Source organism: Curtobacterium sp. MCSS17_005, from assembly GCF_003234225.2.
In the GTDB taxonomy this organism is placed as follows: Bacteria; Actinomycetota; Actinomycetes; order Actinomycetales; family Microbacteriaceae; genus Curtobacterium; species Curtobacterium flaccumfaciens.
Map to the genome: position 1 here is coordinate 423,790 of NZ_CP126258.1, position 22,749 is coordinate 446,538.

The window sequence follows — 22,749 nt, forward strand, 5'->3', positions numbered from 1 at the left end:
GGGGGCGTTCCACAGATCGTCTCGCCGCCGCCCGGGGGTGACGTCCCGGTCGCGAGCATCGGGGCATGACAGATCCCACCTCATCAGCTCCAGCTCTTGCCCCAGCGCCTTCTCTCGACCAGCGGTCGTTCCGGTCGCGGGTCGTCCGCCGTCTCGCCGCGGCGTGCGCCACCCTGACCGCGCTCGGTGTGCTCGCGGCGCCTGCCGTCCTGCCGTCCGGGTCGAGTGCGGCCGCCCTCGACTTCCCGTACGTCAACCAGTTCTCCAGCGCGTCCGGCGGTGCCCTGCACGGTGACGCCGCGGTGTCCGGGGGCCGACTGCGGCTCACCGACGACGTCCGGAACCAGGCAGGGGCGTGGTCGACGAACGACACGTTCCCGTCGGACACCGGGCTCGAGATCGAGTTCACGTACGCGATGCACACCGAGAAGGACGACCCCGGCGCCGACGGCCTGCTGCTGTACCTGGCCGACGGGGCCTCCGCGCAGGGCGTCGGGTCCTTCGGCGCCGGGCTCGGCTACGCATGCCGGAAGGAAGCGACCGAGGGTGGTGGCCGGCAGTGTGACCTGCCGGGCGTCCCCGGGGGCTTCGCTGCCGTCGCGATCGACCACTACGGCAACTTCTCGTCACGCATCAACGGGTCCGGTCCCGGAGCACAGCCCGACCACGTGGTGGTCCGGGGCTCCGGCAACGGGACCGAGGGCTACCGGTACGTCGCCGGTGCCGCGGCACCCGGTGGCACCGTGACGGCCGGTTCCACGCCCCGGACGGTCCGGATCACCCTGCTGCCCGACGACGACGACGGGCTCGCGGTCACCGTCCGGCTGCAGGTCGGCTCGACCATGCGCACCGTGCTCGACTCGGTCCCGCTGCACGGCGACGGGCAGGCCGCGCTGCCGAGCACGCTGCGGCTCGGGTTCGCCGGGGCCACGGGTAGCCACGTCGACAAGCACGAGGTCGACGCGCTCCGGGTCTGGAAGCCGGCGGACCTGTCCGTCGAGCACGACCTGCCCGCGACCGCGACGGCGGGCGAACCGCTCCGCTACACCGTGACGGCGCGGAACCCCGGTCCGAACGCCGCCGACCCGAGCCCGCTGCAGGTCGACGTGCCCGACGGCGTCGAGGACGTCACGTGGACCTGCACGGCCGCGGACGGCTCCGCCTGCGCCACCGGGTCGGGCACCGGTGACGTCGCGAGCGACCTGTCGTTGCCCCGAGGGGGTTCGGCCGTCGTCACGATCGAGGGCCGGGTGGCCGAGGGCACGGCCGGAGCGCTGGAGAGCGTGGCGACCATCGCCCCGCCGACCTCGTTGTCCGACACGAACGAGGCCGACAACGCCTCGCGGGCGACCACCACCGTGACGGCACCGGTGATCGCCGCCGACGTCGAGACCGACAAGTCCGTGTCGCCGTCGACCGTGCGGCCCGGTGACGAGGTCGAGTACCTCGTGACGGCCCGGAACCGGGGGCCGTCCGTGGCGCAGCAGGTCGGGGCGGTCGACGACCTGCCCCAGGCCATGCGGTTCGTGGGCTCCGACGACGGGTGCACGGTCGAGGGGCAGCGGGTGACCTGCAGCTCCGACGTGTCGCTCGAGGTGGGCGAGACCCTGGACTTCCGGATCCGCGCGGAGCTCGATCCCGCGTACCAGGGGGACGGCTCCGACGTGGTGAACGTGGCGACGGCGACCTCGCCGACCGACGCGGACGGCGGCGACCCGTCCACCGGCGTCGCGATCGTCGTCGGCCCGGACGACGAGGGACCGGCGCCGAGCCCCGCGCCGACGACCGGGCCGACTCCGGACGACGGGGACGGGGACGCCGGCGGTGACGGCTCCGGTGGCGACGACGGTGACGGCGCCGGCGTCGGTGCCGACGACGACGGCGGAGCCGGTGACCCCGCAGCCGACCGTCGGGCGGCTGCCCCCGTCGGAGCTCTCGCCTACACCGGCGCCGAAGGGCTCGGCCTCGCCGCCGCGCTCGCCGCCCTGGCCGCCGCCGCCGGATCCGTGTGCTGGTGGCTCGCCCGACGTCGTGCTCGCCGGGACGCGCCGACCGACGACCCGCAGCAGCCCTGACACCGCCGGGACGGCACCGGACGGCGGTGTCGTCCCGGCGCACGGGTGTGGACGTCCACAGGGGGTCGAGTCCGTTCCGGTCGGGCGTCCACCCCACCGGCGGTAGGATCGGATCCACGATCCGCATGCCCGAAAGAGGTCTCGTGTCCGACACCGTGGACGACGCCACCACCGTGGAAGACGCGACCCAGCGCGCGCGGTACTGGCCGATCCCGATCCTCCGGGCGGTCCCCGCAGCGGTCGTCGCGATGGTGATCACCTTCTCGACCAACCACGCCGCGGGCTACGGTCTCCTGCTGTTCGGCGGCTTCGCCCTGGTCGAGGGCCTCGTGCTCCTGTTCGCCGGGATCTCCCGACTGCCCCTCGACGGTCGATCGCGTCGCACGACCCTGCTGCAGGCCGTCATCACCCTGCTCGCCGCGGTCGCCGCGTTCGCGTGCAACGGGTTCGGGCTGCCGGCCTTCATCACGGTCATCGTCGCGTTCGCGGTGCTGACCGGGGCCCTCGAGCTGTCGCAGGGGCTCCGTGCCCGGCGACGCTCGCCCTTCGCCCGAGACTGGACCACGATCGGCGGCCTCACGCTGCTGCTCGCGGTCGCCTTCCTCGTCACGCCGCCGGACTACTCCCAGCAGCTCGGTGGCGTGGAGCAGGTCACCGGCACCCTCGACGCCTCGATCGTGCTCGTCGGCCTGCTCGGCGCGTACCTCGCCATCACGGCCGTCTTCCACGTGATCGCCGGCCTCTCGCACAAGTGGGGCACGGCCACGCCGGCCGTCGCCCCGGACGGAGCACCACACGCATGACCACCCCCAGCCGTCGTGACCGTCTGCGCCCGGTCGAGCTCCTCGGGATCTCCGCGATCATCGCCGTGTTCACCGGGCTCGTCGTGCTGTTCTCGACGCGGGAACTGCAGCTGGCCGTGATCTTCCTCGGCGTCGCGTTCATCGTGGTCGTCGTCGTGCTCGCGATGCTGCAGCTCGCCTCGTCGAGCGAGCAGGACGACAACGACATGCTCGGAGGGCACAAGACGCCAGGCGAGGGCGACGGCGACGACTTCCACTGACAGCTGACGGCTGACGGCTGACCGCTGACGTCTCCGGGCGGACACGCCCGAGATCACGAATCCGCCACGGTCCTGTCAGGATCGCGGGTCCTGCCGACACCTCTGGGTGAAGGAGGTGGGATGTGGACGTGACGACCGGCACCGACACGGACGAAGGACTCGTCCGTGCGATGGCACAGGGGGACACCGGCGCGCTCGCCCGGGCGTTCGACCGGTACGCCGCCACCCTCACCCGCTACGCGTGGGCGCTCGTCGACGACCGGTCCGACGTCGAGGAGATCGTGCAGGACGCGTTCCTGACGCTCTGGCAGCGCGCCGCGACCCTCGAGCTGCCGGCGGACACGGTGCTGCCGTGGCTGCTCGTCGTGTGCCGCAACCACGCCTTCAACACCGGGCGCAAGCAGGCCCGCCGCCGCACGGACGAGCTCCCGGAGCACCTCGCCTCGCCCGCCGACCACGACGAGGCCCGCGAGACCCTGCGCTGGGTCCGCGCCGAGATCGCCGCGCTCCCCGACCTCGACCGCCGCATCTGCGAGCTCTGCCTGCTCGAGGGGCACTCGTACGCCGAGGCCGCCGAACTCCTCGGACTCACGGTCGGCGCGGTCACCCAGCGGGTGTCCCGCAACCGTCGACGACTCAAGAAGGTGGTGATGCACGATGAACACTGAGCCTCCGCAGGGAGACGACCTGCAGCGCATGCTCGTCTCGATGAAGCAGAACGTCCTCGAGCGTGCCACCCCGCTCCCGAAGCGTCGTCGTGGCCGCTCCGGCATCGTCATCGGTGTCGTCGCGCTGCTCGCCGTCGGCACCGCGACCGGTGCCGTCGCCCTGACCCTGTCGCAGCAGGACGCCGACCCCGTCGCCGCTCCCACGCAGACCCAGCAGCCCGAGCCCGCGCCGTCCGCGACGACGCCGAGCTCCGCCCCGATCACGGGCGCCCCGGTGCCGAAGCCCACCCCGACGGCGACACCGTCCCCGACGGCGACGGCGAAGCCCGCTTCGAACGTGCTCATCCCAGGCGACTGCTACCAGCTCGTGCCGGACGCCGACTACGCCCGCTTCTTCGGCGCCGCGACCCACACCGCGACCGTCTTCGGCCCGGGGACCACCCGCGAGCCCGACGGCAACGACCGCGTCCAGGGCCACCTCCGCGATCCACACGAGTGGCTGTACTGCACGTGGCAGAACTCCGGAGTCGAGGCGAACATCACGATCCGAGTCAGTCACACGGCGGACATCGCACAGGACACCCCCGAGGAGTACGCGGAGCAGGCCGGTACGTGCGCGGACGACCTCGGCGGTCGGATGTGCCAGTTCACGACCGATGCGGAGCGCGTCCGACCGCTCACGGTGACGACACTCGTGCGCGACGGTGTCACGATCCAGATCAACCAGACCGACTTCCCGACCGATGGGCTCCTCGCAGCGATCGTCGGGGAGATCTGGGGGGACTGACGGCCGGGAGGCACGCGGCGGACCCGCCCCGTGTCTCCCGTCCGTCGGTGGGGCTCACCCGCCAGCACAGGGTCACCCGAGCCGTGCCGCCACGATGTCGCGCGCCAGCGTCCGGACCGCACGGCTCGGCTCCGGGGACGTCCGGACCGCCAGGCCGATGCGGAGCGGGTCGACCTCGTCCTCCAGCTCGAGCACCGCCCCGTCGTACCGCACCCCCGAGTCCGGCACGACCCCGACGCCGAGCCCGGCCGAGGCGAACCGGATCACTGCGGGCATGTCGTTCATCTCCGCGACGATGCGCCGACGGATGCCGAGCCGCTCGAGTGCCCCGTCGAGGATGATCCGGTTGCCGAACCCGTGCGCCGTGTCGACGAAGGGCTCGTCGGCGAGTTCGGCGAGCGACACCGACGACCGGCCGGCGAGCGGGTGGTCCGACGCGGTGAAGACCCGGAACGGCATCTCCCGCAACGGCTCCACGACGACCCCGGCGGGCACGGTGGGCAGGCCCGTGTAGGCGATGTCGAGCCGCCCGGCGACGAGGTCCTGCACGAGGCCGGTCGTCCCCGACGGCGAGGTCATCAGCTCCACGGCGACGAGCGGGTGCTGCCGTCGGAACCGCTGCAGCACGCCCGTCAGGTCGACGATGTCCATGCTCGTGAAGATGCCGAGCCGCACCCGGCCCCGCAGGTCGGCGTCGTCGGCGGTGGCCAGGTCGCGCATCCGGTCGAGTGACTCGAGCACCGCGCGGGCGTGGGGGAGCAGGTCCTCGCCGGCGGGGGTCAGGACGAGCTGCCGGCCGGTCCGGTCGAAGAGCCGCACCCCGAAACTGCGCTCGAGCGAGGCGATGCCCGCGGACACCGTGGACTGCGCCGCCCAGAGTCGTTCGGCCGCACGGGTGACGCTGCCCTCGGCGGCGACGGTGACGAACTGTTCGAGCAGTCGAGTCTCCATCGTCCGAGTATCGAGCAGATCGATCGTGCACATCAAGCGCATCCGTTGGACTCGATGCACCGCGAGCGCGATCATCGGAGCATGTCAACCGTCACCGACACCCCGACGGGCACCGTCCCCGCCACCGCCGCCGCTCCCGCATCCGCGAGCGACCGCGTCGTCGCCCCCCGCGGACGCCGCGTCCACACCCGTCGGCGTCACGGTTTCGGCTTCTGGGTCGTCGCCTTCGCGTTCCTCGCGGTGATGGCCTTCGCGACCGTCCCAGCGCCCCTGTACGTCATCTACCAGGCCCGCGACGGGTTCCCGACCTTCACCACGACGGTCATCTTCGCGGCGTACGGGGTCGGGGTCGTCGGGTCGCTGTACCTGGCGGGCCACCTCAGCGACGTGCACGGGCGGCGCCCGCTCATCCTGGTGTCGATCGCCCTCGAACTCGTCGCCGCCGTGCTGTTCCTGCTCTGGAACGACGTCACCGGCCTCATCGTCGCCCGGCTCGTCACCGGCCTCGGCGTCGGGACGTTGACGGCCACCGCGACGGCGCACCTCGGTGAGCTCCGGGTCCGTGCCACCGGGTCGAGCGACTCCGCGAAGGGCGCGAGCGTCGCCGCCGGGGCCGTGAACCTCGGAGGTCTGTCGCTCGGCGCCCTGGTCGGCGGAGCGCTCGCCGAGTTCGTCGGGCAGCCGCTCATGGTCCCCTACGTGGTGTTCGTGATCGCGCTGGCCGTCGCGTTCGTGCTGGTGCTGGCCGCACCGGAGACGGTCGACCGTCCCGAGCATCCCGTGGCCTACCGCCCGCAGCGCATGCAGGCGCCGGAGGGGCAGGGTGCCGCGTTCTGGGCCGCCGGCGCAGCCGCGTTCGCCGCGCTCGCCGTCCAGGGCCTCTTCACCTCGGTCGCGCCGAGCTTCCTCGGCACCACGTTCCACGTCACCGACCGCCTGGCCGCCGGGGCCACGACCTTCGGGGTCTTCGCCGCGAGCGCGCTGTCGCAGATCGTCTTCGCCCGACTGTCGCAGCGTGCGCAGATCCGGCTCGGCATGGTGCTCCTGGTCGTCGGGCTGGTCGTCCTCGCCGTCGCCGCGGTCCTGCTGCAGGTCGCCGGGTTCATCGGCGGCGGGGTCGTCGCGGGAGCCGGCGTCGGCCTGCTGTTCCGCGCCGCGATCGGCAGCGCCGCAGCACTGGTCGGCCCGGAGCGTCGTGGCGGCGTGCTCGCCGCCACGTTCCTCATCGCGTACGCCGGGCTCACCGTGCCGGTCGTGGCCGTCGGGGCGGCGCTGCTGGTGATCCCGACGCTCCCCGTCCTGATCGGGTACGTGGTGCTCGTCGCCGTCCTGGCCGTCGTCGCCGGTACCCGGCTGGCCGCGCGCGCCTGACGTGTGGCGGGCCTCCCGTCCACCCGTCGCCTCCCGGAACCAGGTTCCGGACACCGAACCACGCGATCGCGCGGTGCCGTGTCCGGAGCCTGGTTCCGTCGTGCGGTCGAACTCCCGGCATACTGGGCGCGTGCCCCGGAACCGCAACCGTCCCGTGCTCACCGGCGTCGCGGCCGTGGTGGCCGCCGGTCTCCTCGCCGGCGGGTTGTTCCTGACGGCACGGCAGGGCGCGGACGACCCGACCATCGGTGCGGGCTCGGCCTCACGGACGCCGAGCGACGCGCCCGCCGCCGCCGGTGACGGCACCGTCACGATCACCCGCACCGGGCCGGACATGCCCGGCAGCACCGCGCTCGGCCGGTGCGACACCACGACCCAGGCGGCCGTCGCGCAGTACGAGACCGAGGCCCTGGGCCGCGTCACCCTGCAGTGCGGCACCGCTGCCCAGGGCTACGAGCACATCCGGGTGCGGCACACCGCCGACTGGCGGGACGTCGTCACCGGGCACGGCTCGCGCGACTGGGACGACGCCATGCTCACCGCGGTGCAGACGGCGCTCGAGGACCCGCGCCCCGGGTTCCCGCTCGACGCCGGCGACGGCAAGGTCTGCTACGCCGCACCCGTCCGGTTCGACGACGGTTCACGCCCCGACGACGAGCCCTGGGTCAAGGTGATCGTCTCGGCCACCACCGACCGGGTGATCACGGCGTACCCCACGCGCACCGACGACTGCTGACCGGGCACCCGCGGACACCCGTTCTGCGACAGACCACGCGTCGATCACCTGGTGGATCGTCGCGAAGCCGGAGCGCCCCCGATCGCGACGCCCACACGCCCGAGCGCGGACCCTACGCGTGCACCTCGTACTCGTGCCGCCGGTGCGACACCGGCTCCAACTGGAACGTCGAGTGCTCCACCGGCACGTCGAAGTGCTCCGCCACGCACCGCTGCAGCTCGTCGAGGATCGCCGGGGCGTGCGCCGTCGAGAAGCAGTGGTCGTCGACGACCACGTGCGCGGTCAGGTTCGGCACCCCGGTCGCCACGAGCGTCGCGTGCAGGTCGTGCACCGCGATGACGTGGTCGAGTTCGAGGATGTGACCACGCACGTCGTCGAGGTCGAGCCCCGGCGGCGTCGACTCGAGCAGCACGTTCGCGGTCTCGCGCAGCAGCCGGATCGCCCGCGGCAGGATGAGCAGGCCGATCAGGATCGCGGCGACGGAGTCCGCCCGCTCCCACCCGGTCAGCATCAGCACGACCGCGGCGATGATGACGGCGACCGAGCCGAGGGTGTCGTTGAGGACCTCGAGCCGGGCGGCGCGCGAGGTGAACCCCTCGCCCGAGGCCCGCAGCAGCACCGCGTAGGCCACCAGGTTGCCGACGAGTCCGACGATGCCGAAGACGAGCAGCGGCCCGGAGTGGATCTCCTCCGGCACGAACAGCCGCTGCACCGCCGAGATGATCACGTAGACCCCGACGGCGAGCAGGATCGCGGCCTGTGCGGTGGCCCCGAGGACCTCGGCCCGCTGGAAGCCCCAGGTGCGCTGCGCGGTCGGGGACCGGCGGGCGAGCCGCGTCGCGACGAGCCCGATGCCGAGTCCGCCGGTGTCGACGACCATGTGCCCGGCATCGACGAGCAGCGCGAGCGAACCCGTGACCACGGCGCCCACGACCTCGGCGAGCAGGATGCCCGCCGAGATGCAGAACGCGATGAGCAGGGCGCGCTCCGAGGCGTGCCCGACGCCGTGCCCGTGGTCGTGTCCCATGTGCGACATCGTAGGGATCCGCACTGACGACATGCCAGGATCGAACCGTGAGCCGGTCGCCGTACGAGCTGTCCACACCGCCGGACGTGCTGGCCCGGCTGCACCCCCGGCTCCGCACGTACTTCGGCCCCGTCCCGCCCGGTCACGTCGGCCGCGGCGAGGGCGTCTTCGACGTCGTCGGCACCCCACGTCGGTGGCTCTGGCCGGTGCTCGCGGTGTTCGCCCGCGATTCCGTCATGTTCCCGGTCTGGGAGCGGGACGTCCCCTTCACGGTCGAGAACCGCGCGGCTCGCGTCCGCCGCGGGTCAGGGGTCAGCCTGGAGGCCCGGGTCGCCGTCCGCGCGCACCGCACCTTCCGGTTCCGTTCCGGTAGCCGCACGATGGTGGACGCCATCACCGCCGAACCGGACGGCCTGGTCGACCACCTGGGTCGCCACGGGCGCGTCAGCGCCCGGCTCCGGGCGCAGGTCGACGCGGACGGCCCGGACGCGGGCGCCCTGCGCCTGGTCTCCACGCGCGTCACGTTCCGAGCGCTGGGACGCGATCTGCGCCTCCCGGCCGCCCTGAGCCCGCGTGTGACGCTCACAGAACGATTCGATGACGAAGCCGACCAGCAGCGCGTGTCCCTGGTGCTCACCGTGCCGGTGCTCGGCACGCTGTACCGGTACGAGGGGGCGTTCCGGTACGAGATCGCGCCGGACACAGAACGGGGATGAGATGAACGACCAGAAGGGCCGCGTCGTGATCGCGGGAGCGAGCGGCTTCGTGGGGCGGTACCTGCGGGACGCCTTCACGGAAGAGGGGTACCGGGTCGTCACCATCGGCCGGACCGGCGACGCCGTGTGGGGCAACACCATGCGCATCCGGGAACTCGTCGACGGCGCCGCGATGGTCGTGAACATGGCGGGCAAGAGCGTCAACTGCCGCTACGGCCGACGCAACCGTGCGGAGATCATGCGCTCGCGGGTGGACACCACGCTCGAGCTTGCCGAGGCCATCCGCACGTCCGAGCACCCGACGCCGCTGTGGATGAACGCCTCGACCGCGACGATCTACCGGCACGCCGACGACCGACCGCAGGACGAAGCGACGGGGGAGATCGGCGAGGGGTTCTCGGTCTCCGTCGCCCGCGCGTGGGAGGACGCCTTCTTCGGCGGCGACCTGCCCGGCACCCGTCGTATGGCGCTCCGGATGGCGATCGTGTTCGGCGACGGCAGCGCTCTGCTGCCGCTCCTGCGGCTCGCGCAGGCCGGCCTGGGCGGGCCGCAGTACGACGGGCCGTGGGTGCCGACGCGCTCCCGGCTCCGCGCCGGCACCTACCACCACCACCGGCCCACGCACGGTCGGCAGCGCTTCAGCTGGGTGCACATCGCCGACGTTCTCGGGTCGATCCGGTTCCTCCGCGACCACCCGGAGATCGAGGGGCCGGTGAACATCTCGAGCCCGAACCCGTCCGACAACCGCACCGTGATGGCGACCATCCGCGACGCCGTCGGACGCCGGTTCGGGGTACCGACGTGGCGGTGGATGCTCGAACTCGGGTCGTTCGCGATCCGCACCGAGACCGAACTCGTGCTGAAGAGCCGTTGGGTGGTCCCGACCCGGTTGACCCAGGCGGGCTACGAGTTCCGGTACCCGCACCTGCGTGGGGCGCTCGCCGGGATCATCGCGGAGCGTCGCCAGCACCGGGGCTGAGCGCCGGGTCGAGATCGCGCGGACTGCCGGTCGCGAGCGGTCCGGGCGGGACGTCGTGCGACCTCGGCGACACGGCCGCGGCGCGTCGGGTGACCTCGTCGGCGAGGGCCGGTCGCGGCCCGATGCCCCGCGCAGGACGGGACGACCACAGCACGGCGGCCACGACGACGGCGCCGGCGAGCACCTCGACCAGGTCGGGCACCTCGCCGAAGGCCGCCCACGACGCGAGCACCCCGACCACCGGCACGAGCATCGAGAACGGTGCGACGGTGCTCGAGGGGTAGGCCGCCAGCAGCCGTGACCAGATGCCGTAGCCCACCAAGGTCGCGACGACCACGATGTAGAGCAGGCCGAGGTCGGCTGGCAGTGCCGCCGCCGTGAACGCGGTGCCGAGTGCGGTGCCGATGCGGTCCGGCCCCTCGACCACGAGCGACAGCACGGCCATCGGCACGGGCGGCACGACCGACCACCACAGGGTCAGGTGCAGCGGGTTCGCGGCCCCCGCCCGCCGGGTCGCGACGTTGCCGATCGCCCACCCGAGCGCACCGCACAGTGCGAGCACGACGGGCAGCAGCGCAGCGGTCTGGGAACGGTGCAGGGCGATCGCGGCGAGGGCGGCCACGGCAACGGTGACCCCGACGACCTGCCGGCCGGTCAGCCGCTCGCGCAGGAACACCCCGGCCAGCACCACCGTGAACGGCGCGGACGCCTGCAGCACGAGCGAGGCCAGCCCCGACGGCATGCCGGACGCCATGCTGAGGTACAGGAACGAGAACTGCAGCACGCCGAGCCCGAGACCGACGAGCAGCAGTCGCCCGAACGGGATCCGCGGGCGCGGCACGAACAGCAGCGTCGGGACCGCCAGGATCGTGAACCGCAGCGCTGCGAGCAGGAACGGCGGGAAGTGCTCGAGCGCGAGCGCCGTCGCAGGGAAGTTCAGTCCCCAGACCACGGCGACGACGACGGCGAGGAGGCGGTCTCGGGTGGTCATGCTCCTCATCGTCCCGGCCGCGACGTTGTAGGTCCATCGAAACCTTCGCGAACGACGATGTAGGGTCCCTGCATGGTCGACTTCGACGTGCAGCTGCTGGCGGTCCTGCGGGAGCTCGCCGAGCGCGGCAGCGTCACGGCCGTCGCCGAGGCCACCCACCGCACACCGAGCGCCGTCTCCCAGCAGCTGCAGACGCTGCAGCGGCAGGTCGGCGTCCCGCTGGTCGAACGCGTCGGGCGCGGGGTCCGGCTGACCCCGCACGGCGAAGTGCTCGCGGGCCTGGCGTCCGGGGTCGCGACCGCCATCGCGCGGGTGGACGCCGCCTGGCAGGAGCACCTCGGCGGGACGACCGGGCCGGTGTCCCTGGCGATCTTCCCGTCGGCGGCGGAACTGCTGCTGCCCGGCGTGCTCACCCGGATGCAGGCGCACCCGGGCATCGCGCTGACCCTGGTCGACGTGGACGTCAGCGAGGGGGAGTTCGCACCGCTCGCGGCCGACCACGACGTGGTCGTCGGGCACCGGTCGGACGGCGTCCGCCCGGCGGACCAGGGATCGGTCGACACCGTGCCGCTGCTCCGCGAACCCCTCGACGTGGCCCTGCCGCCCGGGCACGCCCTGGCCGGCCGCGCACGCGTGGGCATCGATGAGGTCGTCGGGGAACGCTGGATCGGCGTGCCGGAGGGCTACCCGATCGACCGGGTGCTGCACGCGATGGCTGCGGCGACGGACACCCCGCCGAGTGTCGCGTTCCGGACGATCCACCTGCCGGTCATCGAGAACCTGGTGGCGGGCGGCCACGGCATCGCACTCGTCCCGCGGTACACGTCGGGCACGCGGGCCGCCGGGCGCTTCCACCTGGCGGAGCTCGCCGACGTCCGTGCCGGACGCCGCATCGAGGCACTGGTCCGCCCCGACCGTGCCGTCCGTCCCGTGGTGCGCACCGTCCTGGAGGCGCTGGTCGCCGTCGCCCTGGACGTCACCACCTGAGACGGTGGCGCCCACTGCCGGGCGCACGCCGTGCCTCCAGGCCGCCTGTCAGCGCACCTGGAACGTCAGCGCACCTGGAACGTCAGCGCACCTGGAACGTCAGCGCACCTGGAACGGCGTGCCGAGCGGCAGGCGCTCCGCCAGCGCCGTGATGTCGGCGTTGTGCATGCGGATGCAGCCGTGCGAGGCGGCGGTGCCGATGCTCGACGTGTCCTCCGTGCCGTGCAGCCCGATCTGGCCGGGACCACCACCGAACGAGTTGAGCACGTCCGAGAACGCCGTCGTGCCGTACGCGTACGGGCCGTAGCCCTCGTTGGTCGGCGCGAGCAGCTCGGTCAGCGCGAACCGACCGGTCGGCGACGGGGTGCCCCCGGTGCCGGTGGCGACGGGGTAGCTGTCGACGACCTTGCCGGCCTTGTACAGGTCGAGCGTCTTCGTCGAGCGGGTGACGACGATCGCGTACGGGTCCTCGGTCAGGGTGACGGCGCTGGTCGGCACCCAGCCGGTGCTGCCGTTCGGGCGCTGTGCGAGCTGCACCTCCGCCCAGCCGTCCTGCTGGTCGACGACCCGGAAGACGAGCGGGGCACCGGACGCCTGCGGGTTCTCGAGGGTCTGTGTCGCCGTGCCGCCCGCGCTCGCGCTGACCGGGACGGACGCGCCGGTGACGGCGGCGACGGTGGTGCTGGCCGGGGCGTCGACCGCGTCGACGGGTGCTGCCGACGGGCTCGGCTCCGGTGTCGTCGTCGGGGTGGGCGTCGGCGCCGCGACGGACCGGGTCGGTGTCGGGGCGGGCGCGGCTGACAGGGGACCGAGCGCGACGAACGCGACGGCCCCCGCACAGACGACGGCCACGGCGGCGGCGATCACAGTCGCACGCCGCCGTGGCTCGATCGGGAGGATCGGCAAGATCAGCCCGTGAAGTTCGCCGTTCCGGGCACCGGGACGGCGACCGGTGCCGTGCCCGGGTCACCGGCAGCGGCCGGGTCGGCGACGAAGGCGCCATCGGCCGAAGCGGTCTGGCTGGAGGACCGGCCTTCGAGCGTGGCGGTGTACGCGCCGGCGCTCACGGCGCCCTCGGGCAGGACCACCACGACGACGATGTCGCCCTCGTCGTCAGCCACCGAAGCGTTGGTGCGGATCGAGTAGGTCTCGCCGCCCTGCGTGATGGTCGCCGCGACGGACTCGTTCGGGGCGAAGCCTGCACCCGTCACCTGGAATCCGGTGAGGGTCTGCGACACGCGCACGGTCGTCGACGTCTCGATGGTCGCGGTGGGCTGCGGCGTGAAGTACGTCGTGGTGTCGTCGATGCGGAGCGCGGAGATCGAACCGCTGGCGTCGGCGGCGAGGGACTGACCGTTCGCCTCGAGCGGGGCGGCGAGGCTCTTCAGCTCGCTGCTGGGCAGCGCGGTCGGTGCCGGGGGGCCGTCGACGGTCGGGGCCGGGGTGGGCTCGTCGGTCGGAGCGGGCGTCTCGGTCGGCTCGGTCGTCGGCGGGGCCGTGGTGTCGGCGGCGACGTCGATGCCGACGTAGACGACGTACCCGACGACCTGCGCGTCGGCGGCCTCGAGGTCGGCGGTGAGCTCCGTGGTCGACTCGACCTCGCCGGTCGCGGGGTCGATCCAGTTGCTGGTGCCGTCGACGACGGCGACGCCGTCACCGGTCTCGGGCGCGTCCGTGGCGAAGATCACGGTCTGCGCGCTGGTGTCGCCGCCCTCCTGGACCGCGAGACCGAAGCTCGTCGCCCCGGTGGTCGTCATGCTGATGCCGGCGGCGAGGGCGGGCAGGCTGCTCGCGGGCACGGGCGTGTTCAGGCCGCGGACCAGGCCGACGGCCTCGCCCTCGGAGACGGACAGGCCGTCCTCGTCCAGCGTGGCGTGGTCGGTGATCGAACCGCCACCGTCCAGGTCGGTCACGGACGCCCAGTACCACTGGTCGGTCAGCGGGAAGGTGCCGGTGGGCGCGGCGGTGAAGTCGTCGGCCGAGTCGGTCCAGGTGACGATGGCCGAAGCAGCGGTGCTCGTCACCAGGGCGGTCGAGACCGTCGGGACGAGGGCGGCGGAGACGCCGAGCACGGTGGCGCCGACGGCGGCCGCGGTGATGCGAGAACGAAGCACGGTGTGGAGATCCATCCGGTCGGTGGACAGGGTGCATCCACTGCGACGCCCCCCGTGCTGAGATGTACTCAGCGATATGAACCTATCGAACCGCTCAGGATTTCGCACCCCCCCCCCGGACGCGGATCCGATGACGGACCGACGACCGTCCGGCCGCCGGTCCGTCGTGCTCAGACGTCGAGGTGGTCGACCAGCTCGTCCGCCAGGCCCGTGTAGGTCGCCGGCGTCAGGTTGGTCAGCCGGGCCTTCGCGCCGTCGGAGATGTCGAGACGGTTCACGAAGACGATGAGGTCCTGCTGACTCACTCGCTTGCCGCGCGTGAGCTCCTTGAGCATCGCGTAGGGGTCCTCGATGTTCGACTGCCCGGCCGTGACCTCGGCGCGGATGACCGTCTGGATCGCCTCGGCGAGGACCTCCCAGTTGTGGTCGAGGTCGTCGGCGAGCTTGGCCTCGTTCACGGCGATCTCGCCCAGTCCGCGGCGCAGGTTGTCGAGCGCGAGCAGCGAGTGCCCGAACGCGACGCCGATGTTCCGCTGCGTGGTGGAGTCGGTCAGGTCGCGCTGTAGTCGGCTGGTCACGAGGGTCTCGGACAGCGTCGAGAAGAGCGCCGACGAGATCTCGAGGTTCGCCTCGGCGTTCTCGAACTTGATCGGGTTGATCTTGTGCGGCATCGTCGACGACCCGGTGGCACCCGCGACGGGGATCTGCGTGAAGTACCCCATCGAGATGTAGGTCCACACGTCGGTGGCCAGGTTGTGCAGGATCCGGTTCGCGTGACGCACCCGGTCGTAGAGCTCGGCCTGCCAGTCGTGCGACTCGATCTGCGTGGTGAGCGGGTTCCACGTCAGGCCGAGGCCCTCGACGAACTCGCGGGACAGCGCGGGCCAGTCGGCCTCGGGGTCGGCGGCGAGGTGCGCCGAGAAGGTGCCGGTCGCGCCGGAGAACTTGCCGAGGTACTCGCCGCCCTCGATCTGGGCGAGCACGCGCTCGAGCCGGTAGACGACGACCGCGAGCTCCTTGCCGAGCGTCGTCGGGGTGGCCGGCTGACCGTGGGTGTGCGAGAGCATCGGCACGCTCTTCAGCTCGACGGCGAGCGTCCGGAGCTTCTCGAGCACGGCACGGAAGCCGGGGAGCCAGACCTGGTCGACGGTGTCCCGCACGGTGAGGGCGTAGGACAGGTTGTTGACGTCCTCGCTGGTGGCGGCGAAGTGGGTGAGTTCGGCGATCGCGTCGAGTCCGAGCTCGGACAGGCGGCGGCGCACGAAGTACTCGACGGCCTTGACGTCGTGACGCGTCGTCGCCTCGATCTCGGCGAGCTCCGCGATCTGGTCCTGGCCGAAGGTCGAGGCGATCGCGCGCAGTGCTGCCTTGTCGTCGACGCTGAGCGGCGAGGTGGTGAACATCGCGTGGTCGGTCAGGAAGATGAGCCACTCGACCTCGACCACGATGCGCGCGCGGTTGAGGCCGGCCTCGGAGAGGTGCTCGCCCACCGTGTGCACGATCGGGTAGTAGCGCCCGTCGAGCGGGCTGATCGGCTGCGGGGGAAGGGGGGTCATGGGGCTCCCTGACGGACTGCCGGCTCGAGCTGGTGGAAGAGTGCCCGGCAGGCCCGTTCGACGGTCGAGAGCACTCGGTCGAACTCGTGCCGGTCCGCGTAGTACGGGTCCGGCACGTCGGCCTGCTGGGGCCAGGCGGCGTCGTACCGCAACAGGAGCGTCACCTTGGCGGAGTCGTCCATGGTCGGGGCCCACGAACGCAGGATGCGCTCGTGGGAGCGGTCGAGTGCGACCACCAGGTCGAGGTCCGGGAACCGGTCCGGGTCGAACTGACGGGCGCGATGCCTGCTGCCATCGTATCCGCGCGCCGCCAGCGCTGCGATCGTGCGCTCGTCGGCGGGTTCGCCGACGTGCCAGTCACCGGTACCGGCCGACTCCACCTGGAACCGGTCGGCGAGACCGGCGTCCGCGGCGATCTGCGCGAAGACGACACCGGCCATGGGGGAGCGGCAGATGTTGCCGCTGCAGACGAACGAGACGCGGAACGGGGCGTCGACGTCCTGGGTCATGAGCACATCATGACGCAGGGCGGGGTCCTCCGCGAGGCCCGCCGGGGTCACGCCCGCTGGCGGTTGAGCACCGGGCGGGCGAAGAGCCCGATCAGCCAGGCGAAGACCGCGAGCACGAAGGCACCGACGATGCCCCAGCCGAAGGAGTCGACCTCGAGCCCGAAGCCGAACGCGTCCGAGATGCCCGCGACGATGAGCAGCAGGATCGCGTTCACGACGAACGAGATGAGCCCGAGCGTGAGGATGTAGATCGGGAACGCCACGATCCGGATCAGCGTGCCGATCACCGCGTTCACGAGACCGAACACGAACGCCACGAGCAGGAAGGTGAGCACGGTCGCGGTGGTGCCGCCGTCGCCGAACGGCGTCACGGAGACGCCGCTGACGATGAGCGTGGTGAGCCAGAGCGCGAGGGCGTTGACGACGAGGCGGACGAGGAATCGCATGTGCCCATGATGCCCTCGCTTCCCCTCGTGGGTGCCGTGTGCGTGCCGGTAGCCTGTGCGGGTGAGCGAGCAGCGTGTGCACATCCGGCCCGAGGTGGCCGTCCTCCCCGCGTACAAGCAGGGACGCCAGGCGGCCGACTCCGCCTTCAAGCTGTCGAGCAACGAGAACCCGTTCCCGCCGCTCCCCGGGGTCGTCGAGGCCGTGCAGGCGCAGACCTCGTACAACCGCTACCCCGACGCCACCGCCCTCGCCCTGCGCGCCGTGCTGGCCAACCGCTTCGGGCTGACCGCCGAGCAGGTGCACGTCGCCCCGGGCAGTGTCGCGATCCTGCACGAGCTCGCCCGCGCGACCTCCGGCCCGGGCGACGAGATCGTCTACGCGTGGCGCTCGTTCGAGGCGTACCCCGGGGTCGTCACGGTCGCCGGCGCCACGAGCGTGCAGGTGCCGAACCGCGCCGACGGCGGGCACGACCTCGACGCGATGGCCGCGGCCGTCACCGAACGCACCCGCATGGTGCTCGTCTGCTCGCCGAACAACCCGACGGGGCCGATCGTGACCGCCGCGGAGTTCGACGCGTTCATGGCCGCGGTGCCGCAGTCGGTGCTGGTCGTGCTCGACGAGGCATACGCCGAGTTCGTGACCGACGAGGCCGCCGTGCACGGCCACCCGCTGCTCGCCGCGCACCCCAACCTCGTGGTCCTCCGTACCTTCTCGAAGGCGTACGGGCTCGCCGGGCTCCGGGTGGGCTACGCGCTCGGTCCGGACTACGTGCTCGACGCCGTCCGGGCCTGCGCCATCCCGCTGTCCGTGACCGCCCAGGGCCAGGCGGCGGCGCTCGCCAGCCTGGAACGCGAGGCCGAACTGCTCGGACGCGTGACCGAGATCGCCACCCTGCGCGACCGGATCGTCGTCGAGCTCCGGGCCCAGGGCTGGGACGTCCCCGACGCCCAGGGCAACTTCCTCTGGCTGCCGACGGGCGAGCGGACGGCGACCGCGGCGGCCGCGTTCGAGGACGCCGGCATCATCGTCCGGGCCTTCCCGCCAGAGGGCATCCGCATCTCGATCGGCGAGCACGAAGCTGTGGAAACGCTCCTCCGAACAGCCCGCTCACTTGTGGGGGACCTCCAGGTGGCCGACTAGTGCCTGGCGCTACGCTGGCCCGCATGTCATTCCGCGCCGCGGCTCCCGCGACGACCACCGTCCGGCTCCTCGACCCCGAGGGTCGGTTCGTGGAGACCGACGAGAACGCCGAGTTCGCCGCCGCCGCGCGGGCGATCCCCGACGAGACCCTGCTGGCGATGCACCGCCGCATGGTGCTCACCCGTCGGTTCGACCACGCCGGCCACAACCTCCAGCGCACCGGCCAGCTCGGCCTGTGGGTGCCCAGCCACGGGCAAGAGGCGGCACAGACCGGCTCGGCCTTCGCCCTGCGCGCCCAGGACCATGTGTTCCCGTCCTACCGCGAGCACGCCGTCACGATGCACCGCGGCGTCGAGCCGATGGAGATCATCGCGATGTACCGCGGGCAGACCCACGGCGGGTGGGACCCGGACCAGCGCGGCAACACGCACATCTCCACGCTGGTGATCGGCTCGCAGACCCTGCACGCCACCGGGTACGCGCTGGGGCAGAAGCTCGACGGCGACGTCGGCACGGGCGACCCGGACCGCGACGCCTGCTCGATCGTCTACTTCGGCGACGGCGCCACCAGCCAGGGCGACGTGAACGAGGCCTTCGTGTTCTCCGCGTCGACCAAGGCGCCGGTCGTCTTCTTCCTGCAGAACAACCACTGGGCCATCTCGGTGCCGGTGTCGGTGCAGTCCCCGACGCCGCTCGTCGACCGCCCGCGCGGCTTCGGGATCCCGAGTGTCCTGATCGACGGCAACGACATCCTCGCGTCCTACACGGCTTCGGTCGTCGCGACCGAGCACGCCCGCAGCGGCCAGGGCCCGGCCTTCATCGAGGCCGACACCTACCGCATCGGTGCGCACACCAGCTCCGACGACCCGAGCCGGTACCGCGCCGACGGCGAGCTCGAGGAGTGGGTCCTGCGCGACCCGATCGTCCGGTCCGAGGCGTACCTGCGCTCGAAGGGTGCGACGGACGAGCAGTTCGCCGCGTTCGACGAAGAGGGCGAGGACATCGCCGCCGACGTCCGACGCCGCACCGTCGCCCTGACCGCACCGTCCGTCGACGTCATGTTCGACAACGTGTACCGCGAACCCCACCCGCGGATCACCGAGCAGAAGGCCTGGCTCGCCCAGTACGAGGCCGGCTTCGAAGGGGGCGCCCACGCATGAGCACCACCGAGCAGCTCTTCGACTACACGCTGCGCTCCCACCCGGGCGCCGGGGAGGTCCCGAGCGACCCCACGCCGACCCTGCCGATGGCCAAGGCCCTCAACGCCGGGCTTGCCGCGGCCATGGAAGCGGACGACAAGGTCCTGCTGATGGGCGAGGACATCGGCCAGCTGGGCGGCGTCTTCCGCATCACCGAGGGCCTGCAGGACCGTTTCGGCGCCGAGCGCGTGCGGGACACCCCGCTCGCCGAGGCCGGCATCATCGGCACCGCGATCGGCCTCGCCCTGCGCGGCTACCGCCCGGTCGTCGAGATCCAGTTCGACGGCTTCGTGTGGCCCGGCTTCGACCAGATCACCTCGCAGCTCGCGAAGATGGCGAACCGCCTGCCGGCGCACATGTCGCTGCCCGTCGTCATCCGCATCCCCTACGGCGGCCACATCGGCGCCGTGGAGCACCACCAGGAGTCCCCCGAGGCGTACTTCGCGCACACCCCGGGCCTGCGGGTCGTGAGCCCGAGCACCCCGAACGACGCCTACTGGATGATCCAGGAGGCCATCGCGTCGAAGGACCCGGTGATCTTCCTCGAGCCGAAGTCCCGCTACTGGCCCAAGGGCCAGGTGGACCTCGTCGACGGCCACGTCCCGATGCACACCACCCGCGTCGCCCGCACCGGCACCGAGGTCACGCTCGTCGGGCACGGCGCCATGGTCGCCACCCTGATGCAGGCGGCGGACATCGCCGAGGCCGAGGGCACCAGCTGCGAGGTCATCGACCTCCGCTCGATCTCGCCGATCGACTGGGAGCCGCTGCTCGCCTCCGTCCGCAAGACCGGTCGCCTGGTCATCGCACAAGAGGCCTCGGGCTTCGTCAGCGTCGGCAGCGAGATCGCCGCGACCGTCGCCGAGCGGGCGTTCTACACGATGCAGGCACCGCCGCTGCGGGTCTCCGGCTTCGACGTGCCGTTCCCGGTGTCGAAGCTCGAGCACCTGCACCTGCCGGATGCCGACCGCATCCTCGAGGCCGTCGACCGCGCCCTCGCCTACTGACCCGTCCGACCGAGCACGACCAGATCCGCGAAGGAGCCGTAGTGGCCGCCGCCGAATTCCCCCTGCCCGACGTGGGTGAAGGTCTCACCGAGGCCGAGATCGTGCAGTGGCGCGTCGCGATCGGGGACGAGATCGCCGTCGACCAGGTGCTCGTCGAGATCGAGACCGCGAAGTCGCTCGTCGAGCTGCCGTCGCCGTTCGCCGGCACCGTCACGGGCCTGCTCGTTTCCGAGGGGGATACGGTCGAGGTCGGCAAGCCGATCATCCGCGTCGACTCGGACGCGTCGGTCGCCTCCGGTGCGGCCCTCACGCCGCCTGCGGAACAGTCGGGAGGCGCGGCGCCCGTCGCCCAGACCGCCCCGGTCTCGCCCGTGGTCGCGTCCACCCCGCCGGCCCCTGCCGCCCCGTCGGCTCCGGTCGCGCAGACCCCTCCCGCTCCCGCGGCGGTGCCGGCACGCGCCGCTGCCCCCGCACCGGCAGCACCTGCCCCTGCCCCCGCACCGGCGGCACCGGTGCAGCCGGTCGCCGTCGACGCGACCGTCCACGGCACCGACGAGTCCTCCGGTGCCGTCCTCGTCGGCTACGGCTCGGCGACCTCGTCGCCCTCCCGTCGCAAGCCGGGCGCCCGCCGGGCCGCAGCGCTCGCGGCCGAGGCGAGCCGCGCCTCCAGTGTGGACACCGCTGCGGCGGCCGAAGCCTCCGTCGACCCGGGCGAGGAGAGCACCGCCGAGGCGATCAGCGCCCTCGGCACGGGCTCCGCGCACAAGCAGAGCACCGCGACCAACGTGCTGGCGAAGCCGCCGATCCGGAAGCTCGCGAAGGACCTCGGCGTCGAACTGACCGAGATCGTCGCGACCGGTCTGGCCGGCGAGGTCACCCGCGACGACGTCATCCGCCACGCGAAGCAGGCCAGCGTCTTCCGGAACATCGAGACGCCCGAGTGGGGCGAGGTCCGCAGCGAGACGATCCCGGTCAAGGGCGTCCGCAAGGCCATCGCCACCGCGATGACCACGTCCGCGTTCACGGCACCGCACGTGTCGCTGTTCGTCGACGTCGACGCGACCCACACGATGGAGTTCGTCAAGCGCCTCAAGGCCTCGCCGACGTTCGCCGGCGTCAAGGTCTCGCCGCTGCTCATCGTCGCGAAGGCCGTCATCTGGGCCGTCCGCCGGAACCGCTCGGTGAACTCGACCTGGACCGACCGCGAGATCATCGTCCACCACTTCGTGAACCTCGGCATCGCCGCGGCGACCCCACGCGGGCTCATCGTGCCGAACATCAAGGACGCGCAGGACATGTCGCTGCTCGAGCTGGCGCAGGCGCTCGAGGAACTCACCCTGACCGCCCGCGACGGCAAGACCACGCCGAAGCAGATGGCGAACGGCACGGTGTCGATCACGAACATCGGTGTGTTCGGCATGGACACCGGGACCCCGATCCTCAACCCCGGCGAGGTCGCGATCGTCGCCATGGGCACGATCAAGCCGAAGCCGTGGGTCGTCGACGGCGAGGTCCGCTCGCGCATGGTGACCACGATCGGTGCGTCGTTCGACCACCGTGTCGTCGACGGTGACGTGGCGTCCCGCTTCGTGCACGACGTCGCCTCGGTGCTCGAGGAGCCCGCGCTCCTGCTCGACTAGCGTCGGTCGTTCTGCTCACCATCTGCGGGCTTCCGCAAACGTCGCGTGGGGTTCACACGGATGTCGGGGGTCGGCGGCATGATCGGTGCATGGTCCACCAGCTCCTGACCCCCTCGCAGGAGATCCGAACGGATCGCCTCCTGCTCACCCCGCTGACCCCGGCCGACATCGACGACGTGCACGCGCTCTTCTCGGACGCCCGCACGTGGCAGCACCTGCCCACGGGTCGGCACGTGGCGCGGAGCTCGAGCGTGGACATGGTGCAGCGCAAGATCGGCGGTCGTGCACGCCACGGCCTCGGGTCCTGGGCGGTCCGCAGCGCCTCCGACCACGCCTTCGTCGGTGTGGGCGGGGTCGACATGACCGCCGGTGGGGTCTGGAACCTCGGCTACCGCCTGGCGCCCGCGGCATGGGGGCAGGGCTTCGCGTCCGAGATCGCCCTCGCTGCCGTGCGTGCCGCCGCCGACACCGCTCCGGACGTCCCGGTGACCGGCCGCGTGCTCACGAACAACCCTGCTTCTGCAGCGGTGCTGCGTCGTGCGGGGCTGTCGCTGGTGTGGCAGGGGGCTCCCGCAGCGCAGAACCGTGCGGCCGCCGGCGTCGAGGGGCAGGTCTGGACCGATCGGCTGCTCTCCGACGAGCAGTTCGCCTGGCTCGTCGCCAACGCCTGAACACCCGCTCCGTTCGTTCGCCGCCGCGCACGTTGGTCTTCACGGCCTGACTCGCTACTGTGATGGGAACTGGTCATGTCCGCGCATGACCACCGCCCAGGACCAGCAACGAAGC

23 protein-coding genes are annotated in these 22,749 nt (G+C 72.2%); 15 read left to right on the forward strand and 8 right to left on the reverse strand.

Annotation, left to right across the window (positions count from 1 at the left end):
* Nucleotides 1-65 precede the first annotated feature (65 nt).
* The 5 genes from DEJ20_RS02175 (at nt 66) to DEJ20_RS02195 (ending at nt 4,593) form a co-directional block, all read left to right on the forward strand.
* Nucleotides 66-2,075, forward strand: a complete 2,010-nt coding sequence (locus DEJ20_RS02175) for a lectin-like domain-containing protein (RefSeq protein ID WP_111234755.1) — start codon at nt 66-68, stop codon at nt 2,073-2,075.
* A gap of 143 nt (nt 2,076-2,218) precedes the next feature.
* Nucleotides 2,219-2,878 (forward strand): DUF308 domain-containing protein, encoded by a 660-nt coding sequence (locus DEJ20_RS02180; RefSeq protein ID WP_228513510.1) that lies wholly within the window; start codon nt 2,219-2,221, stop codon nt 2,876-2,878.
* Nucleotides 2,875-3,138, forward strand: a complete 264-nt coding sequence (locus tag DEJ20_RS02185) for a hypothetical protein (protein WP_071404886.1) — start codon at nt 2,875-2,877, stop codon at nt 3,136-3,138. The genes DEJ20_RS02180 and DEJ20_RS02185 overlap by 4 nt, the downstream gene beginning before the upstream one ends.
* Nucleotides 3,139-3,266: 128 nt before the next feature.
* A complete protein-coding gene (locus tag DEJ20_RS02190; RefSeq protein WP_017886488.1) occupies nt 3,267-3,806 on the forward strand; it encodes an RNA polymerase sigma factor in 540 nt (179 codons plus the stop codon).
* A complete protein-coding gene (locus DEJ20_RS02195) occupies nt 3,796-4,593 on the forward strand; it encodes a hypothetical protein (protein WP_146245375.1) in 798 nt (265 codons plus the stop codon). Before DEJ20_RS02190 ends, DEJ20_RS02195 begins: the two co-directional genes overlap by 11 nt.
* A 72-nt stretch (nt 4,594-4,665) precedes the next feature.
* Here DEJ20_RS02195 and DEJ20_RS02200 read toward each other — a convergent pair whose 3' ends face one another.
* Nucleotides 4,666-5,544: a LysR family transcriptional regulator gene (locus DEJ20_RS02200; protein WP_181431481.1), complete on the reverse strand. Its 879-nt coding sequence runs from the start codon at nt 5,542-5,544 to the stop codon at nt 4,666-4,668.
* 81 nt (nt 5,545-5,625) lie between these two features.
* On the opposite strand from DEJ20_RS02200, the gene DEJ20_RS02205 reads away from it, so the two are divergent.
* The gene (locus DEJ20_RS02205) at nt 5,626-6,915 is read left to right on the forward strand and encodes an MFS transporter (protein ID WP_111234758.1); all 1,290 of its coding nucleotides are present in this window, start codon (nt 5,626-5,628) and stop codon (nt 6,913-6,915) included.
* Between the two features lie 130 nt (nt 6,916-7,045).
* Complete coding sequence (locus DEJ20_RS02210; protein ID WP_111234759.1) at nt 7,046-7,651, forward strand: hypothetical protein; 606 nt, start codon at nt 7,046-7,048, stop codon at nt 7,649-7,651.
* 112 nt (nt 7,652-7,763) lie between these two features.
* Here the strand turns inward: DEJ20_RS02210 and DEJ20_RS02215 are convergent, their stop codons facing one another.
* A complete protein-coding gene (locus tag DEJ20_RS02215; RefSeq protein WP_111030904.1) occupies nt 7,764-8,678 on the reverse strand; it encodes a cation diffusion facilitator family transporter in 915 nt (304 codons plus the stop codon).
* A 47-nt stretch (nt 8,679-8,725) separates the two neighbouring features.
* On the opposite strand from DEJ20_RS02215, the gene DEJ20_RS02220 reads away from it, so the two are divergent.
* Together DEJ20_RS02220 and DEJ20_RS02225 are read left to right on the forward strand one after the other, a co-directional pair.
* Nucleotides 8,726-9,394, forward strand: coding sequence for a DUF4166 domain-containing protein (locus DEJ20_RS02220; RefSeq protein WP_111234760.1), 669 nt, complete (start codon nt 8,726-8,728; stop codon nt 9,392-9,394).
* A 1-nt stretch (nt 9,395) separates the two neighbouring features.
* On the forward strand, nt 9,396-10,373 hold the full coding sequence (locus DEJ20_RS02225) for an epimerase (RefSeq protein WP_111234761.1): 978 nt from the start codon (nt 9,396-9,398) through the stop codon (nt 10,371-10,373).
* Here the strand turns inward: DEJ20_RS02225 and DEJ20_RS02230 are convergent.
* Nucleotides 10,342-11,364 carry an EamA family transporter gene (locus DEJ20_RS02230; RefSeq protein ID WP_258377108.1) on the reverse strand — a complete coding sequence of 341 codons (1,023 nt, stop codon included), beginning with the start codon at nt 11,362-11,364 and terminating at the stop codon, nt 10,342-10,344. The two genes, DEJ20_RS02225 and DEJ20_RS02230, sit on opposite strands and share 32 nt — an antisense overlap.
* 72 nt (nt 11,365-11,436) lie before the next feature.
* Here DEJ20_RS02230 and DEJ20_RS02235 point away from each other — a divergent pair, with 72 nt between their 5' ends.
* Nucleotides 11,437-12,351, forward strand: a complete 915-nt coding sequence (locus tag DEJ20_RS02235) for a LysR family transcriptional regulator (RefSeq protein WP_017886480.1) — start codon at nt 11,437-11,439, stop codon at nt 12,349-12,351.
* 99 nt (nt 12,352-12,450) lie between these two features.
* On the opposite strand, the gene DEJ20_RS02240 is transcribed toward DEJ20_RS02235, so the two are convergent.
* The 5 genes from DEJ20_RS02240 to DEJ20_RS02260 form a co-directional block, all read right to left on the reverse strand.
* Nucleotides 12,451-13,257, reverse strand: a complete 807-nt coding sequence (locus DEJ20_RS02240; RefSeq protein ID WP_258377109.1) for a L,D-transpeptidase family protein — start codon at nt 13,255-13,257, stop codon at nt 12,451-12,453.
* Between the two features lie 2 nt (nt 13,258-13,259).
* Entirely contained in the window at nt 13,260-14,465 is a 1,206-nt protein-coding gene (locus DEJ20_RS02245; protein ID WP_146245376.1) for a hypothetical protein, read from the reverse strand.
* A 170-nt stretch (nt 14,466-14,635) separates the two neighbouring features.
* The gene (purB, locus tag DEJ20_RS02250) at nt 14,636-16,021 is read right to left on the reverse strand and encodes an adenylosuccinate lyase (RefSeq protein ID WP_111123552.1); all 1,386 of its coding nucleotides are present in this window, start codon (nt 16,019-16,021) and stop codon (nt 14,636-14,638) included.
* Complete coding sequence (locus DEJ20_RS02255; protein WP_017886476.1) at nt 16,018-16,530, reverse strand: low molecular weight protein-tyrosine-phosphatase; 513 nt, start codon at nt 16,528-16,530, stop codon at nt 16,018-16,020. Before DEJ20_RS02255 ends, purB begins: the two co-directional genes overlap by 4 nt.
* A gap of 47 nt (nt 16,531-16,577) precedes the next feature.
* Entirely contained in the window at nt 16,578-16,976 is a 399-nt protein-coding gene (locus DEJ20_RS02260; RefSeq protein WP_111234764.1) for a phage holin family protein, read from the reverse strand.
* Between the two features lie 61 nt (nt 16,977-17,037).
* Between DEJ20_RS02260 and DEJ20_RS02265 the strand changes: the two genes are divergently transcribed.
* From DEJ20_RS02265 to DEJ20_RS02285, 5 genes are all read left to right on the forward strand, one after another.
* Nucleotides 17,038-18,117 (forward strand): histidinol-phosphate transaminase, encoded by a 1,080-nt coding sequence (locus DEJ20_RS02265; RefSeq protein ID WP_111234989.1) that lies wholly within the window; start codon nt 17,038-17,040, stop codon nt 18,115-18,117.
* Nucleotides 18,118-18,140: 23 nt separating this feature from the next.
* Complete coding sequence (locus tag DEJ20_RS02270) at nt 18,141-19,277, forward strand: thiamine pyrophosphate-dependent dehydrogenase E1 component subunit alpha (RefSeq protein WP_071404900.1); 1,137 nt, start codon at nt 18,141-18,143, stop codon at nt 19,275-19,277.
* 86 nt (nt 19,278-19,363) lie between these two features.
* Entirely contained in the window at nt 19,364-20,323 is a 960-nt protein-coding gene (locus DEJ20_RS02275; protein ID WP_071404980.1) for an alpha-ketoacid dehydrogenase subunit beta, read from the forward strand.
* Between the two features lie 41 nt (nt 20,324-20,364).
* Nucleotides 20,365-21,963, forward strand: coding sequence for a dihydrolipoamide acetyltransferase family protein (locus tag DEJ20_RS02280; protein ID WP_111234765.1), 1,599 nt, complete (start codon nt 20,365-20,367; stop codon nt 21,961-21,963).
* A gap of 89 nt (nt 21,964-22,052) precedes the next feature.
* Nucleotides 22,053-22,634 (forward strand): GNAT family N-acetyltransferase, encoded by a 582-nt coding sequence (locus DEJ20_RS02285; RefSeq protein ID WP_111030920.1) that lies wholly within the window; start codon nt 22,053-22,055, stop codon nt 22,632-22,634.
* The last annotated feature ends 115 nt before the right edge of the window (nt 22,635-22,749 follow it).

What these genes read in the sequence shown, in the direction of transcription:
- DEJ20_RS02175 (WP_111234755.1), top strand. Translation starts at nt 66, where the DNA reads ATGACAGATCCCACCTCATCAGCTCCAGCTCTTGCCCCAGCGCCTTCT.
- DEJ20_RS02285 (WP_111030920.1), top strand. Translation starts at nt 22,053, where the DNA reads ATGGTCCACCAGCTCCTGACCCCCTCGCAGGAGATCCGAACGGATCGC.
- DEJ20_RS02235 (WP_017886480.1), top strand. Translation starts at nt 11,437, where the DNA reads ATGGTCGACTTCGACGTGCAGCTGCTGGCGGTCCTGCGGGAGCTCGCC.
- DEJ20_RS02275 (WP_071404980.1), top strand. Translation starts at nt 19,364, where the DNA reads ATGGCCAAGGCCCTCAACGCCGGGCTTGCCGCGGCCATGGAAGCGGAC.
- DEJ20_RS02270 (WP_071404900.1), top strand. Translation starts at nt 18,141, where the DNA reads ATGTCATTCCGCGCCGCGGCTCCCGCGACGACCACCGTCCGGCTCCTC.
- DEJ20_RS02200 (WP_181431481.1), bottom strand. Translation starts at nt 5,544, where the DNA reads ATGGAGACTCGACTGCTCGAACAGTTCGTCACCGTCGCCGCCGAGGGC.
- DEJ20_RS02195 (WP_146245375.1), top strand. Translation starts at nt 3,796, where the DNA reads ATGAACACTGAGCCTCCGCAGGGAGACGACCTGCAGCGCATGCTCGTC.
- purB (WP_111123552.1), bottom strand. Translation starts at nt 16,021, where the DNA reads ATGACCCCCCTTCCCCCGCAGCCGATCAGCCCGCTCGACGGGCGCTAC.
- DEJ20_RS02225 (WP_111234761.1), top strand. Translation starts at nt 9,396, where the DNA reads ATGAACGACCAGAAGGGCCGCGTCGTGATCGCGGGAGCGAGCGGCTTC.
- DEJ20_RS02255 (WP_017886476.1), bottom strand. Translation starts at nt 16,530, where the DNA reads ATGACCCAGGACGTCGACGCCCCGTTCCGCGTCTCGTTCGTCTGCAGC.
- DEJ20_RS02260 (WP_111234764.1), bottom strand. Translation starts at nt 16,976, where the DNA reads ATGCGATTCCTCGTCCGCCTCGTCGTCAACGCCCTCGCGCTCTGGCTC.
- DEJ20_RS02205 (WP_111234758.1), top strand. Translation starts at nt 5,626, where the DNA reads ATGTCAACCGTCACCGACACCCCGACGGGCACCGTCCCCGCCACCGCC.
- DEJ20_RS02185 (WP_071404886.1), top strand. Translation starts at nt 2,875, where the DNA reads ATGACCACCCCCAGCCGTCGTGACCGTCTGCGCCCGGTCGAGCTCCTC.
- DEJ20_RS02215 (WP_111030904.1), bottom strand. Translation starts at nt 8,678, where the DNA reads ATGGGACACGACCACGGGCACGGCGTCGGGCACGCCTCGGAGCGCGCC.
- DEJ20_RS02230 (WP_258377108.1), bottom strand. Translation starts at nt 11,364, where the DNA reads ATGACCACCCGAGACCGCCTCCTCGCCGTCGTCGTCGCCGTGGTCTGG.